The organism is Pseudomonas sp. B21-035 (assembly GCF_024748945.1).
Lineage (GTDB): Bacteria > Pseudomonadota > Gammaproteobacteria > Pseudomonadales > Pseudomonadaceae > Aquipseudomonas.
On the sequence record NZ_CP087179.1, the window covers coordinates 5,844,327 to 5,858,994 of the forward strand.

Here is a 14,668-nt window from a genome sequence, read left to right on the forward strand (position 1 = left end):
ACCGTTAAACCGCGGCAGCGCCGCCGACGATTTCCGAGATCTCTTGGGTGATCGCAGCCTGACGCGCCTTGTTGTAGATCAGCTGCAATTCGCTGATCAGGTCACCGGCGTTGTCGGTGGCGTTCTTCATCGCGATCATCCGGGCAGCTTGTTCAGCTGCGTTGTTCTCGACCACCGCCTGGTAGACCTGCGACTCCACGTAACGCACCATCAGGCCGTCCAGCAGCTCTTTGGCGTCAGGTTCGTAGAGGTAGTCCCAGTGGTGCTTGAGTTCTTGATCCGGGGTTGCAACCAACGGAATCAACTGCTCGACCGTTGGGGTTTGCGTCATGGTATTGACGAACTTGTTCGATACCACGGACAGACGATCGATACGACCATCCAGGTAAGCGTCCAGCATGACCTTGACGCTGCCGATCAGATCATTGATCGACGGCTCTTCGCCCAGGTGGCTGATCGCTGCAACGACGTTACCGCCGAAGCTGCGGAAAAACGCCGCACCCTTGCTGCCAACCACGCAAAGATCGATCTCGATACCTTGCTCGCGGTTGACCGCCATGTCCTTGACCAGGGCCTTGAACAGGTTGGTGTTCAAGCCACCGCACAGACCACGGTCACTGCTCACGACGACATAACCGACGCGCTTTACTTCGCGTTCGATCATGAAGGGGTGGCGGTATTCCGGGTTGGCGTTGGCCAGATGACCGATAACCTGGCGGATACGCTCCGCGTAAGGACGGCTAGCAGCCATGCGCATTTGTGCCTTGCGCATTTTACTGACCGCCACTTTTTCCATGGCGCTGGTAATTTTTTGCGTGCTTTTGATGCTCGCAATCTTACTGCGAATCTCTTTTGCGCCTGCCATGTAACACCTATCAGGTTAGCAAGCGGGGGCCGCAAAGCCCCCGCTGCGGCTTACCAGGTTTGGGTGGCCTTGAACTTCTCGATACCGGCTTTGATGCCAGCGTCGATTTCGTCGTTGAAGTCACCCTTCACGTTGATCTTCGCCATCAGTTCGGCGTGATCACGGTTGAAGTAAGCGATCAGTGCTTGTTCGAAGCTACCGATCTTGGCGATTTCAACGTCGGTCAGGAACCCACGCTCAGCGGCATACAGCGACAGCGCCATGTCCGCGATGGACATTGGAGCGTATTGCTTCTGCTTCATCAGCTCGGTAACACGTTGACCGTGTTCGAGTTGCTTACGGGTGGCTTCGTCCAGGTCAGAAGCGAACTGGGCGAATGCCGCCAGTTCACGGTACTGAGCCAGAGCGGTACGGATACCACCGGAGAGCTTCTTGATGATCTTGGTCTGAGCGGCACCACCCACACGGGATACCGAAACACCGGCGTTCACTGCAGGGCGGATGCCCGAGTTGAACATGGCCGATTCCAGGAAGATCTGACCGTCGGTGATGGAAATCACGTTGGTCGGAACGAACGCGGAAACGTCGCCAGCCTGGGTTTCGATGATCGGCAGTGCGGTAAGGGAACCGGTCTTGCCAGTTACAGCACCGTTGGTGAACTTCTCGACGTACTCTTCGGAAACGCGCGATGCACGCTCCAGCAGACGGGAGTGGAGATAGAACACGTCACCTGGGTACGCTTCACGTCCTGGTGGACGGCGCAGCAGCAGGGAGATCTGACGGTAGGCAACGGCCTGCTTGGACAGGTCATCGTATACGATCAGCGCGTCTTCACCGCGGTCACGGAAGAACTCGCCCATGGTGCAACCGGCGTATGGCGCCAGGAATTGCAGTGCGGCGGATTCCGAAGCACTGGCAACCACCACGATGGTGTTGGCCAGGGCGCCGTTTTCTTCCAGCTTGCGAACGATGTTGGCAACGGTGGAACGCTTCTGGCCGACAGCAACATAAACACAGAAAATACCGGAGTCTTTCTGGTTGATGATGGCGTCGATCGCCATGGCGGTCTTACCGATCTGACGGTCACCGATGATCAGCTCGCGCTGGCCACGGCCGACCGGGATCATGGCGTCGACGGATTTGTAGCCAGTCTGTACAGGCTGGTCTACCGACTTACGCCAGATCACGCCCGGAGCAACTTTCTCGACCGCGTCGGTCTCGGTGTTGCCCAGTGGGCCTTTGCCGTCGATTGGGTTGCCCAGTGCGTCAACAACGCGACCCAGCAGTTCCTTACCAACTGGAACTTCGAGGATGCGGCCGGTGCACTTGGCGCTCATGCCTTCAGCGAGGGTGTCGTAGGCGCCCAGGATTACCGCACCAACGGAGTCTTGCTCCAGGTTGAGGGCCATACCGAACACGCCACCTGGAAACTCGATCATTTCGCCGTACATGACGTCGGCCAGACCGTGAATCCGCACGATACCGTCAGAAACGCTGACGACGGTACCCTCGTTGCGGGCTTGGGAGGTCACGTCGAGTTTCTCGATGCGACCCTTGATGATTTCACTAATTTCGGAAGGATTGAGTTGCTGCATTGCTCTGCTGCCCCTTCAAACTCAAGATTTCAATGCTTCGGCCAGTTTCGCGATTTTGCCGCGAACCGAGCCATCGATTACCAGGTCGCCGGCGCGGATCACGACACCACCGATAAGGGAGGCGTCCTCCGTCGCATGCAGGCGCACTTCCCGGCTGAGCCGTGCACTGAGAACCTTGGCGAGTTTGTCTTGCTGTTCTTGGTCCAACGCAAAAGCACTAGTGACTTCCACGTCCACGGATTTCTCTTGTTCAGCCTTGTACAGGTCGAACAAAGCCGAAATCTCCGGCAACAGCAGGAGACGGTCGTTTTCCGCGGCAACATGAATGAAATTCTGTGCCTGTGCATCGAACTTGTCACCGCACACGTCAATAAACGTGGCGGCCTTTTCTGCGCTCGTCAGTCGCGGGGCCTTGAGCAGGCGCTGCATCGTGTCGTCTTCCGACACTGCAGCAGCCAGGCCGAGCATGGCTGACCAATTGGCCAGTTGCTGATGGGCCTGGGCGTGCTCAAAGGCCGCCTTAGCGTAAGGTCGGGCCAACGTGGTCAGTTCTGCCATGATCGCCCTCGCTTAAATTTCAGCGGCCAGTTTATTAACCAGCTCCGCATGCGCGTTTTGATCGATTGTGGCGCCAAGGATCTTTTCAGCACCGCCGACAGCCAGCAGACCCACTTGGGCACGCAGGGCGTCTTTGACACCGTTAATTTCCTGTTCGATCTCGGCCTGAGCCTGAGCCTTCACACGGTCAGCTTCGACGCGGGCCTGATCACGGGCTTCCTCGACGATCTGAGCACCGCGCTTCTTGGCTTGCTCAATGATTTCGGCTGCCTGAGCTTTCGCTTCGCGCAGTTGCTGACCCGCTTTGTCTTGGGCCAACTCCAGGTCGCGAGCTGCTCGGTTGGCAGCGTCCAGTCCATCCGCGATCTTCTTCTGACGTTCTTGCAATGCCGCGATGACCGGAGGCCACACGAACTTCATGCAGAACAGCACAAAAATGAAGAACGCAACGGACTGACCAATCAGGGTTGCATTAATGTTCACGCCAACACCTCGCTCGTTCTTTGTCCATCACACCAAACCACTCGAGAATTCGAGTGATTAGCCGGCGATTTGACCAACGAAGGGATTAGCGAAGGTGAAGAACAGAGCGATACCAACACCGATCATGGTTACGGCGTCGAGCAGACCGGCAACGATGAACATTTTAACTTGCAGCATTGGAACCATCTCTGGCTGACGAGCAGCGCCTTCCAGGAACTTGCCGCCCAGCAGGCCGAAACCAATGGCGGTACCCAGAGCACCCAGGCCGATCAGCAGAGCAACAGCGATAGCGGTAAGACCAACTACAGTTTCCATCTTTCCTCCCGACTTTTACGTCGTATTGGTTAGGTTTTTTAGTTTGAAGCGGTAAAACAAAATCGTTTGGTACAGCTGCCCTTGCGGACTTTTTCGACCCTCCCCCGTGCTGGCGGAAGGGTCATCAGACACGCCAGGCGGTCTTAATGGTTATCTTCGTGAGCCATCGACAGGTAGACGATGGTAAGCATCATGAAGATGAACGCTTGCAGGGTGATGATCAGGATGTGGAACACAGCCCACGCCCACTGCAGCACCACGCCCAGGCCGCTGAGCCAGAGCAGGCCGCTGCCGAACATCACGGCAATCAGGATGAACACCAGCTCGCCGGCATACATGTTGCCGAACAGACGCAGGGCCAGCGAGATTGGCTTGGCAATCAGGGTGACGAATTCGAGCAGGAAGTTGACCGGAATCAGCAGGATCTGAACGAAGATGTTCTTGCTGCCGAACGGGTGCAGGGTCAGTTCGCCGAGGAAGCCGCCGATGCCCTTGACCTTGATGCTGTAGAAAATGATCAGGGCGAACACGCTGAAGGCCATGGCCAGGGTCGCGTTCGGGTCGGTGGTCGAAACGGCACGGAACGGAATGTGCGGATCACCGGAGATCAGGATGGCCAGCTGTGGAATCCAGTCGACCGGGATCAGGTCGACGGCGTTCATCAGGAAGACCCAGACGAAAATGGTCAGCGCCAGTGGGGCGATCACCGGGCTGCGGCCGTGGAAGCTGTCCTTGACGCTGCCGTCGACGAACTCAACCAGCACTTCTACGAAGTTCTGCAGGCCGCCAGGCTGGCCGGAAGTCGCCTTCTTGGCTGCCATGCGGAACAGGAATACGAACAGCAGACCCAGTGCGACCGACCAACCCAGGGTGTCCAGGTGGAAAGCCCAGAAGCCCATTGCCTTGGCTTCTGCTGCGGAATGGGCAAAGCCCCAACCGCCGTCTGGTAGTTGACCGAAGGTCAGGTTCTGCAAGTGGTGCTGGATATAGCCCGAAGCGGTTTCTGCTGCCATGGTTGCCTCAAACGCCCTAAGGTCTCGAAAGTCTTATATTCATCAGCAGGGGCGCGAACCAGCTGACCAACTGGGTCAGCAGAAAGACACCGAAGACTGCTAACGGCGCCAATGGCTTCACTCCTGCAAACGTCAGTGCAAAAAGCACTGCCGTCAAAATCAATTTGCCTGCCTCGCCAGCGTAGAACGACTTGACGATGGCCTGCGCTGCCCTGGCTCCGGTATACCGAAAAGCCTTCCAGGCGAAATACACATTCGGCAGCCAGGCAATCAGCCCTCCGCAGAGTGCCGAATATCCACTGACCGCCCCGTGCCACTGCCACAACGCCAAAGTTGCCAGCAGAAACACGACACATTGAGCCAACAGTACCGGAAAAACCGCCCAGCGATGGAAAGGCAAGCGGTTTGGCGTGCGGGTTTCCATCACAACTGCTCCTCGAAAGTCGACCAACCAGTCAGCTATGACTTGGCATAATTTGTGCCGACAAAATGCGCGCAGAGTATAGGGGCGGTTTAACCCCTATTCAACTGCCGGGTAGTGATTTCCGACTGCGCGCTACAAAAGGAATTGTTTCAGCGGATGTGAGCAAGCACACCTTGCAACTCATCTAGTGAGTTGTAACGGATAACTAACTGGCCCTTGCCCTTGTTGCCGTGGCGAATCTGTACGGCCGAGCCCAGACGCTCTGCCAGACGCTGTTCAAGGCGGGTGATGTCCGGGTCCGGCTTGGCAGGTTCTGCAGCCTCTGGCTTGCCGTTGAGCCACTGGCGAACCAGTGCTTCGGTCTGGCGTACGGTCAGGCCGCGTGCGACAACGTGACGCGCCCCGTCGACCTGCTGTTCATCCGGCAATCCGAGCAATGCCCGGGCGTGACCCATCTCCAGGTCGCCATGGGACAGCATGGTCTTGATCACTTCCGGCAACGAGATCAGGCGCAGCAAGTTGGCCACGGTGACCCGCGACTTGCCCACGGCATCGGCGACCTGTTGCTGGGTCAGCTGGAACTCCTGCTGCAGGCGCTGCAGGGCGATGGCCTCTTCCACCGGGTTGAGGTCTTCGCGCTGGATGTTCTCGATCAGGGCCATGGCGATAGCCGCTTCATCGGGCACATCGCGGACCATGGCCGGAATGGTGTCCATGCCGGCCTGCTGGCTCGCGCGCCAGCGGCGTTCACCGGCGATGATCTCGAATTTGTTGTCGGCGATCGGGCGCACCACGATCGGCTGCATCACGCCCTGGCTCTTGATCGAGTGGGCGAGTTCTTCCAGTGCCTGCGGGTCCATGTCCCGGCGCGGCTGGTACTTGCCGCGCTGGATCAGGTCGAGCGGCAGGTGTTGCAGTTCCTTTTGGTCGACCTGGACAGCCTGCTCTTCGAGCGCGCTGACGGTCGGACCACTGAGCAGTGCATCCAACCCACGTCCGAGACCCCGTTTCTTAACGGCCATGCGGATTCCTTAAGTTGTCTGTGCAGTGCGGGTTTGACGACGTTGGCGACGAACCAGTTCCCCGGCCAGGGCCAGGTACGCCAGGGCGCCACGCGATTGCTTGTCGTAGGCCAGGGCCGGCATGCCGAAGCTCGGAGCCTCGGCCAGGCGGATGTTGCGTGGAATCACGGTGTCGTACAGCTGGTCGCCGAAGTGTTCCTTGAGCTGCGCGGACACATCGTTGATCAGGCTCAGGCGCGGGTCGTACATGGTCCGCAGCAGGCCTTCGACCTTGAGCTGCGGGTTCAGACGCTCGCCGATCCGCTTGATGTTATCCACAAGGTCGCTCAAGCCTTCCAGGGCAAAGTATTCACATTGCATCGGAATGATCACGCCATCGGCAGCGACCAGGGCGTTGAGGGTCAGCATCGACAGCGACGGCGGGCAGTCGATCAGGATGTAGTCGTAATTCTCGCGGATCGGCGCCAGCGCGGTGCGCAGGCGGCTCTCCTTCATCTGCATTTCCAGCAGAACCACTTCGGCAGCGGTCAGGTCGCGGTTGGCCGGCAGCAGTTGATAGCCGCCGTGCTCGGAGAAGTGCATGGCCTGGGCCAGGTCGCATTCGCCGATCAACAGGTCATAGACCGAATGTTCCAGGACGTGTTTATCCACACCGCTACCCATGGTGGCGTTGCCCTGTGGATCGAGATCGATCAGCAGCACGCGGCGCTTGGTTGCCACCAGCGATGCTGCGAGATTGATACAGGTGGTGGTTTTGCCCACACCACCTTTCTGGTTCGCGATAGCGAATACCTTAGCCATTCTTGCTTGTGTTCCCAATCATGCCGTGCGGCGCAGTATCAGCAGATGGCGTTGGCCTTGGCAACCCGGAACGGTCAAGGCCTGCTCGCTATCCACTCTGAAATCTGCCGGCAATGCTACCAGCTCATCGGCAGGATGCAGCCCTTTCATTGCCAGCCACTGCGTCTGGGCGTCGCCGAGGTGGCGCGTCCAGTTGGTGAAGTTCTCCATGCTGCTGAAAGCACGGGAAACAATTCCGGTGAAAGGCAGCTCCGGTTGGAACTCCTCGACCCGCTTGTGGATAACTGTGAGGTTATCCAGTTTGAGCTCCAGCTTTACCTGGGTCAGGAAGCGGGTTTTCTTGCCATTGCTGTCGAGCACCGTGACTTGCTTGTGCGGATGCAGGATAGCCAATGGAATGCCCGGCATGCCACCGCCGCTGCCGACATCCAGCCAGCGCTCGCTGTGGATAAACGGCATGACGCTGAGGCTGTCGAGCAGATGGCGGGACACCATTTCGTCCGGATTGCGCACGGCGGTCAGGTTGTAGGCCTTGTTCCACTTGATCAGCAAGGCCAGGTAGGCCAGCAGTTGTGCGTGCTGGGCCTCGCTCAGCTCGATACCGAGCTGGCGGGCGCCTGTGGACAACTCTTCGGCGTGTTGAGGGGTGACCTGAGAACTCAAGCGCTTTGCTCCAACTCGCGGCCTGCGCCGCGTTTTTTCAGATGAATCAGCAACAGGGAAATCGCCGCCGGGGTCACGCCGGGGATACGCGAAGCCTGGCCCAGGGTCTCGGGCCGGGTCTGGCCGAGCTTGCCCTGGATTTCCTTGGACAACCCGGAAATACCGCTGTAGTCGATATCGTCGGGCAGGCGGGTGTCTTCGCTGGCGCGCAGCCGGGCGATTTCTTCCTGTTGCCGGTCGATGTAGCCGGCGTATTTGGTTTTGATCTCGACCTGTTCGGCGACTTGCGGGTCGATATCCGAGCCGCCGGTGACTTCCATCAGCCCGGCGTAATCGATTTCCGGACGGGTCAGCAGGTTGAGCAGGTTGTATTCATGGCTCAACGGCGTGCCAAATTTTTCGGCAATTGCCTGGCCTTGCGCGGTGTCTGGGCGTACCCAGGTGGACTTCAGGCGCTGCTCTTCCAGGGCAATGCCTTCGCGCTTGGCGCTGAATGCGGCCCAGCGCGCGTCATCGACCAAGCCCAGCTCGCGGCCTTTTTCGGTCAGGCGCAGGTCGGCGTTGTCTTCGCGCAGGATCAGCCGGTACTCGGCCCGCGAAGTGAACATACGGTAGGGCTCCTGGGTACCCAGGGTAATCAGGTCGTCGACCAGCACACCGATGTACGCCTCGTCGCGACGCGGGCACCAGCTTTCACGGCCCTGGGCGCGCAACGCGGCGTTGGTCCCGGCAAGCAAACCCTGGGCGCCGGCTTCTTCGTAACCGGTGGTGCCGTTGATCTGGCCAGCAAAGAACAGGCCGCCGATGACCTTGGTTTCCAGGCTGTACTTGAGATCACGCGGATCGAAGTAGTCGTACTCGATGGCATAGCCCGGGCGCACGATGTGGGCGTTTTCCATGCCGCGGATCGAACGCACGATCTGCAACTGCACATCGAACGGCAAGGATGTGGATATCCCGTTCGGGTACAGCTCGTGGGTGTTCAGGCCTTCCGGTTCGATGAACACCTGGTGGCTTTCCTTGTCGGCAAAGCGGTGGATCTTGTCTTCGATCGACGGGCAATAGCGCGGGCCGATGCCTTCGATGACGCCGGAGTACATCGGCGAACGATCGAGGTTCGAGGCAATGATCTCGTGGGTACGGGCGTTGGTATGGGTAATCCAGCAGCTGACCTGACGCGGGTGCTGTTCCTTGGAGCCCATGAACGACATCACCGGAATCGGCGTATCCCCCGGTTGCTCGGTCATGACCGAGAAATCCACCGAGCGACCATCGATGCGTGGCGGCGTGCCGGTTTTCAGCCGGCCAACACGCAGCGGCAGTTCCCGCAGGCGGCGCGCCAGGGCAATCGAGGGTGGATCGCCGGCACGGCCACCGGAGTAATTCTGCAAACCGATGTGGATAAGTCCGCCGAGGAAGGTGCCGGTGGTCAATACCACGGAGTCGGCGAGAAAACGCAGACCCATTTGTGTCACCACGCCGCGTACCTGGTCCTGCTCGACGATCAGGTCGTCGCACGACTGCTGGAATATCCACAGGTTGGGCTGGTTCTCGAGAATCTCGCGCACCACCGATTTGTAGATGGCGCGGTCGGCCTGGGCGCGAGTAGCGCGCACGGCCGGGCCTTTGCGGTTGTTCAACACACGGAACTGGATACCGCTCTTGTCAGTGGCCAGTGCCATGGCACCGCCGAGCGCATCGATTTCCTTGACCAGGTGGCTCTTGCCGATGCCACCGATGGCTGGGTTGCAACTCATATGACCGAGGGTTTCCACGTTGTGGGTCAGCAGCAGGGTTTTTACACCCATGCGTGCAGACGCAAGCGCAGCCTCGGTACCGGCATGGCCGCCGCCGATGACGATCACTTCAAAACGGGAAGGGAAATCCACCACGCACCTCGTGCCTGTTTCGGGAATAGATAGGGATAACGCACAAGTATAGGGACTTACCCCCCTCTAAAGGAACCTTTTGCACAAAATTTAACCAGGCTGTGGATGAATGGCGTGCAATAGAAATTAAAAGAGAGAAATTTATTAAAGCTTTGTTTTTATGTTTATTCTTAGTCAGCCACCTTTCTGTGGATAATCTTCTACAGGCCTTTATTTACCTTATGTACAGAGATTCAAAACCCTGTGGTCTACCGGGCATGAGCGTTCTGGATAAGCGCTTTAAGCCTGTGGATGAAATGGCCAGTTACCCACAAGCGCAGTTATCTCCAGCTTTGAAGGCCAGTTATCAACGGAGCTGAAGGTGGGTTTTCCACAGGGCTTATTTCAGAGAATTGTGGATAGACACGCAGGAGTGAGTACAGCGCTAGCACTGTGGCTGTACTGACCAGGAGAGAGGATTGGTGAAAATTTGATGCTGCAGCCGGGTCCGTTGCAGACCCGGCTGTGGATAACGAGCTTTACTTGCCGATGCAGAAGCTGGAGAAGATTCGCCCGAGCAAGTCATCGGAGCTGAAAGCCCCGGTAATTTCACCCAGGGCCTGTTGTGCCTGGCGTAGATCCTCTGCCAGCAGCTCCCCCGCACCGGCCAGGGTCAGCTGCGCACGACCGTGCTCCAGGTGCGCGCTAGCCTGGCGCAATGCCTCCAGATGGCGCCTGCGGGCGCTGAAGCTGCTTTCGGCAGTCTGTTCATAACCCATGCAGGCCTTCAGGTGCTCGCGCAGCAGCTCCAAGCCCATGTCGCTGTCCTTGGCACTGAGGGTAATGGTGACGTGGCCATCTTCGCTCTGCTCCATGGCAATGGCTTCGCCGCTCAGGTCAGCCTTGTTGCGAATCAGCGTGACCTTGGCCGGATCCGGACGCAGATCGAGGAATTCCGGCCACAGGGCAAACGGATCACTGGCTTCCGGCGCTGTGGAATCCACCACCAGCAACACCCGGTCGGCTTCGTTGATGGCCTTGAGGGCGCGCTGCACACCGATCTTTTCCACATGATCGTCGGTGTCGCGCAACCCGGCGGTGTCGACCACGTGCAGCGGCATACCGTCGATGTGGATATGTTCGCGCAGGATGTCCCGGGTGGTACCGGCGATATCGGTGACAATCGCTGCCTCGCGACCCGCCAGTACGTTAAGCAGGCTCGACTTGCCGGCATTCGGCCGGCCGGCAATCACCACTGTCATGCCGTCACGCAGCAAGGCGCCCTGCCCGGCTTCACGCTGCACTGTGGATAAATTATTGCGTACGTCATCGAGCATGCTCAGCACATGACCGTCGGCAAGAAAGTCGATTTCTTCCTCGGGGAAGTCGATCGCAGCTTCCACGTAGATGCGCAGGCTGATCAATTTCTCCGTGAGGTTATCCACACGACGGGAAAATTCGCCCTGCAGCGAGCGCAAGGCATTACGCGCCGCCTGTGTAGAACTGGCTTCGATCAGGTCGGCGATTGCCTCGGCCTGGGCCAGGTCGAGTTTGTCATTGAGGAACGCACGCTCGCTGAATTCACCCGGGCGCGCCAGGCGGCAACCCAGTTGTACACAGCGCTGCAGGAGCATATCGAGCACCACCGGGCCGCCGTGGCCCTGCAGCTCCAGCACGTCTTCACCGGTGAAAGAGTTGGGCCCGGGGAAAAACAGCGCGATGCCTTCATCCAGCACCAGGCCATCTTCCGCGCGGAACGGGCCGTAATGGGCGTGCCGCGGTGTTAGCGGTTTTCCACAGATGGCCAGCCCGGCTTGTTTGGCCAGAGGCCCGGATAGCCGCACGATCCCCACACCCCCACGTCCCTGGGCGGTAGCGATGGCGGCAATGGTTTCACGCACAGTGTTCATGCTCGAAGGCCTCACGACAAAAACGACAGATAGCAAAACGCCCCACGAGGGGGCGTTTATCCACAGGTTAGCTGGCTAACCCGTCAAGCAGCGGCTTTCTTGGTAGCCTTTTCGATGCTGCGGGTGATGTACCACTGCTGTGCGATCGACAGGCAGTTGTTCACAACCCAGTACAGCACCAGACCTGCAGGGAACCACAGGAAGAAGAAGGTGAAGATGATTGGCATCAGCTTCATCACCTTGGCCTGCATCGGATCCGGCGGAGTCGGGTTCAGTTGCTGCTGGATGAACATGGTTGCGCCCATGATGATCGGCAGGATGAAGAACGGATCCTTGATCGACAGGTCAGTGATCCAGAACATCCACGGCGCCTGACGCATCTCGACGCTTTCCAGCAGAACCCAGTACAGCGAGAGGAAGACCGGCATCTGCACCAGGATCGGCAGGCAGCCGCCCAGCGGGTTGATCTTCTCTTTCTTGTACAGCTCCATCATGGCTTGCGACATTTTCTGCCGGTCATCGCCATGCTGCTCTTTGAGGATTGCCAGTTTCGGCGCAACGGCACGCATGCGCGCCATCGAACGGTAGCTGGCAGCCGACAGCGGGAAGAACAGACCTTTGATCAGCATGGTCAGGACGATGATCGACCAGCCCCAGTTGCCGAGCAGGCTGTGGATATGTTGCAGCAGCCAGAAGATTGGCTGGGCAATGAACCACAGGATGCCGTAGTCGACGGTCAGTTCCAGACCTGGGGACAACTCTTTGAGCTTCTCCTGGATCTTGGGACCGGCGTACAGCATGGTGCTGGTTTCGCCTTTGCCACCAGCGGCAACGTTCAGTGCCGGGCCGGTGAAACCGATGATGTAGTTGCCCTGGCTGTCTTTACGGGTCTGAACGATGTTGTTGTCAGACTTGTTTGGAATCCAGGCAGTTACAAAGTAGTGCTGCAGCCAGGCAACCCAGCCGCCGGTAACATTTTCTTTCAGATTTCCCTTGTCGATGTCTTTCATCGACACCTTTTTGTAGGGCTCCGAACTTGTCCACAGGGCCGCACCGAGATAAGTCGCGGTACCGGTTGCGGTGCTCGAGGAAGGATCCGAGCTCGCGTCGCGCTTGAGTTGCGCGAACAGGTTACCGGTCCAAGGCTGGGCGCTCTGGTTGTCGATCAGGTAGGTGACGGTCAGGTCGTACTCACCGCGCTTGAAGCTGAAGCGCTTGATGTAGTTGACGCCGGCATCGCTGAACTTCAGGTCGACGACCAGTTGGTCCTGACCATCGGCCAGTTGGAAACTTTTCTGATCAGCGGCATACAGCGGACGGCCGGACGAACGCGCATCCGGGCCGTTGGCGCCAGTCAGACCGCTCTGTGCCAGGTAAGTACGCTCGCCACCGTTGTCGAACAACTGGAACGGAATGTCCGGATGATCCTGGCGGCGTGGGTATTTCGGCAGCGTCAGCTGGGCGATATCACCACCGTTTGGATCGATAGCCAGATCGAGGACATCAGTCTTGACCCGAATCAGGTCCTTGCTGACCACTACCGGGGCAAGTTCTGCTGGGCTGGATTCAGCGTTGGCGCTCGGTACATCGGCGCTGGCGCCAGTGTTACCGGCCTGCACGGTGTCCGGCAGGGCCGGGGCAACGTTGCTGGCAGCAGTATTCTGAGTCGGCAGGGCAGCCTGGCCATAGTCCTGGTTCCAGTTAAGGACCATGACGTAGGACACGATTGCCAGGGCGACGATCAGGATCGTGCGTTTAATATCCATGATTACTCGGCTATCGAAGAAGTACGGGAAGAGGAGGCAGGTGGAACCGGGTCAAAACCACCGGCATTCCACGGATGACAACGCCCCAGGCGACGAACGGTAAGCCACCCGCCGCGTAAAAGGCCATGTGTTTCGATGGCTTCGTACGCATAGCAGGAGCAACTGGGGTAGAAACGACAGTGACTGGCCATCAGTGGACTAATGGCATAGCGGTAAAACTGGATCGGAACGAGCGCCAGTTTACGCATCTTGACTGTCTACCCCCACAGAGTCGGTGTTAACCACTGGAGCGGGCCGACTGCGTGCAAGGCGCTTCCAGAGCTTGCCAAAATGTTGGTGCAATTCTGGGTTTTCAATCTCGCCCAACCCTTTGCGCGCGACGATCACGATATCCCAACCAACAAGCGAATGCTGGTTCAGGCGAAACGAATCGCGCATCAGGCGTTTCAGGCGATTGCGTTGAACGGAGAGCTTGACGCTCTTTTTCCCGATCACAAGCCCCAGGCGGGGATGATCAAGACCGTTCTCGCGAGCAAGGATCAGCAGGCATTTCCCTGGAACCTTGCCGGTTGGGGAGTCGAAGACCGCTTTGAAGTGTCGGGGAACAAGCAGACGCTTTTCCCGACTGAAGTCCTGACTCACCACCAGTGCCGAAAAATCAAACTGCCAGGCGCTTACGGCCTTTGGCACGGCGACGCGACAGAACGGCACGACCGTTCTTGGTGGCCATACGGGCACGGAAACCGTGAGTGCGAGCGCGCTTGATGGTGCTTGGTTGGAAAGTACGTTTCATGGCGTGTTACCTGGTTCGTCGACAACGGGCCGGAATGGCCCCCGTTTTAAGAGACCGGCGATTCTAGAGAAAGCAGGGCCGTAGGTCAATTTCCAACCAGCTTTTCCTTATGGACGGAAAATCGGCTTCGTTCCAGGCACCGCTCGGGGTGTGCTGACAGGTTGCGAGTAACGGATCACTTAAACATAGAAAAAAAGAGAGGACTTATTTAAAGCTTTTTAGTGAATCTTATAAAGCTTATGTGGAAGATTTCTGTGGATAACACGCTACAGCCCTTTAAATATCGTATGTACAGAGAAAAGAAACTCTGTCGAGAAGAGGTGCTCTGACTGTGCTGTAGCCTCGGAAAAGCTGTGGATCAAATGGCCTGTTATCCACAGGCGGGTTATCCACCGATTTCGACCCCCAGTTGTGCAAAGACCTCAGGGTCGGTTATCCACAGGGCTTATTCACAAGCTCAAAACGACATTTTGGTCACTAAACTGCTGATTTATCGCCATCCTCAACGCAGCTGCATGTGGATAACTGCGCTGGCGCTGGGTACAATGGGCGCTTGTTTTTGCCTCACCGGCTTTCAACTCAGGGGATATCC

The 14,668-nt window shown here is 58.1% G+C and carries 16 protein-coding genes; all 16 read right to left on the bottom strand.

The window, feature by feature from the left end; translation table 11 throughout:
* Nucleotides 1-4: 4 nt before the first annotated feature.
* The 16 genes from atpG to rpmH all read right to left on the bottom strand — a co-directional run bounded on the left by atpG (nt 5) and on the right by rpmH (nt 14,076).
* The gene (gene atpG / locus LOY22_RS26820; RefSeq protein WP_045199412.1) at nt 5-865 is read right to left on the bottom strand and encodes a F0F1 ATP synthase subunit gamma; all 861 of its coding nucleotides are present in this window, start codon (nt 863-865) and stop codon (nt 5-7) included.
* A 50-nt stretch (nt 866-915) separates the two neighbouring features.
* Nucleotides 916-2,460 (bottom strand): F0F1 ATP synthase subunit alpha, encoded by a 1,545-nt coding sequence (atpA, locus tag LOY22_RS26825; RefSeq protein ID WP_010222735.1) that lies wholly within the window; start codon nt 2,458-2,460, stop codon nt 916-918.
* 21 nt (nt 2,461-2,481) lie between these two features.
* Nucleotides 2,482-3,018, bottom strand: a complete 537-nt coding sequence (locus LOY22_RS26830; protein ID WP_045199409.1) for a F0F1 ATP synthase subunit delta — start codon at nt 3,016-3,018, stop codon at nt 2,482-2,484.
* A gap of 12 nt (nt 3,019-3,030) precedes the next feature.
* On the bottom strand, nt 3,031-3,501 hold the full coding sequence (locus tag LOY22_RS26835; RefSeq protein WP_010222733.1) for a F0F1 ATP synthase subunit B: 471 nt from the start codon (nt 3,499-3,501) through the stop codon (nt 3,031-3,033).
* 57 nt (nt 3,502-3,558) lie between these two features.
* On the bottom strand, nt 3,559-3,816 hold the full coding sequence (gene atpE / locus LOY22_RS26840; protein ID WP_003097235.1) for a F0F1 ATP synthase subunit C: 258 nt from the start codon (nt 3,814-3,816) through the stop codon (nt 3,559-3,561).
* A gap of 143 nt (nt 3,817-3,959) precedes the next feature.
* Nucleotides 3,960-4,829, bottom strand: coding sequence for a F0F1 ATP synthase subunit A (gene atpB / locus LOY22_RS26845; RefSeq protein WP_045199403.1), 870 nt, complete (start codon nt 4,827-4,829; stop codon nt 3,960-3,962).
* Between the two features lie 16 nt (nt 4,830-4,845).
* The gene (locus LOY22_RS26850) at nt 4,846-5,253 is read right to left on the bottom strand and encodes a F0F1 ATP synthase subunit I (RefSeq protein ID WP_010222722.1); all 408 of its coding nucleotides are present in this window, start codon (nt 5,251-5,253) and stop codon (nt 4,846-4,848) included.
* A 149-nt stretch (nt 5,254-5,402) separates the two neighbouring features.
* Nucleotides 5,403-6,275 carry a ParB/RepB/Spo0J family partition protein gene (locus LOY22_RS26855; protein ID WP_045199401.1) on the bottom strand — a complete coding sequence of 291 codons (873 nt, stop codon included), beginning with the start codon at nt 6,273-6,275 and terminating at the stop codon, nt 5,403-5,405.
* A gap of 9 nt (nt 6,276-6,284) precedes the next feature.
* Nucleotides 6,285-7,076 (bottom strand): ParA family protein, encoded by a 792-nt coding sequence (locus LOY22_RS26860; protein WP_010222720.1) that lies wholly within the window; start codon nt 7,074-7,076, stop codon nt 6,285-6,287.
* A gap of 18 nt (nt 7,077-7,094) precedes the next feature.
* The gene (rsmG, locus tag LOY22_RS26865) at nt 7,095-7,739 is read right to left on the bottom strand and encodes a 16S rRNA (guanine(527)-N(7))-methyltransferase RsmG (protein WP_258595620.1); all 645 of its coding nucleotides are present in this window, start codon (nt 7,737-7,739) and stop codon (nt 7,095-7,097) included.
* On the bottom strand, nt 7,736-9,628 hold the full coding sequence (gene mnmG, locus LOY22_RS26870; RefSeq protein ID WP_045199648.1) for a tRNA uridine-5-carboxymethylaminomethyl(34) synthesis enzyme MnmG: 1,893 nt from the start codon (nt 9,626-9,628) through the stop codon (nt 7,736-7,738). Before mnmG ends, rsmG begins: the two co-directional genes overlap by 4 nt.
* Nucleotides 9,629-10,146: 518 nt before the next feature.
* Nucleotides 10,147-11,517: a tRNA uridine-5-carboxymethylaminomethyl(34) synthesis GTPase MnmE gene (gene mnmE / locus LOY22_RS26875; RefSeq protein ID WP_093377774.1), complete on the bottom strand. Its 1,371-nt coding sequence runs from the start codon at nt 11,515-11,517 to the stop codon at nt 10,147-10,149.
* Between the two features lie 83 nt (nt 11,518-11,600).
* Nucleotides 11,601-13,283, bottom strand: coding sequence for a membrane protein insertase YidC (gene yidC / locus LOY22_RS26880; RefSeq protein WP_258595623.1), 1,683 nt, complete (start codon nt 13,281-13,283; stop codon nt 11,601-11,603).
* Nucleotides 13,284-13,285: 2 nt separating this feature from the next.
* On the bottom strand, nt 13,286-13,531 hold the full coding sequence (gene yidD, locus LOY22_RS26885; RefSeq protein ID WP_080764817.1) for a membrane protein insertion efficiency factor YidD: 246 nt from the start codon (nt 13,529-13,531) through the stop codon (nt 13,286-13,288).
* A complete protein-coding gene (gene rnpA / locus LOY22_RS26890; RefSeq protein WP_213604342.1) occupies nt 13,524-13,928 on the bottom strand; it encodes a ribonuclease P protein component in 405 nt (134 codons plus the stop codon). The genes yidD and rnpA overlap by 8 nt, the downstream gene beginning before the upstream one ends.
* Before the next feature lie 13 nt (nt 13,929-13,941).
* Nucleotides 13,942-14,076 (bottom strand): 50S ribosomal protein L34, encoded by a 135-nt coding sequence (gene rpmH, locus LOY22_RS26895; protein ID WP_002551315.1) that lies wholly within the window; start codon nt 14,074-14,076, stop codon nt 13,942-13,944.
* Between the last annotated feature and the right edge of the window lie 592 nt (nt 14,077-14,668).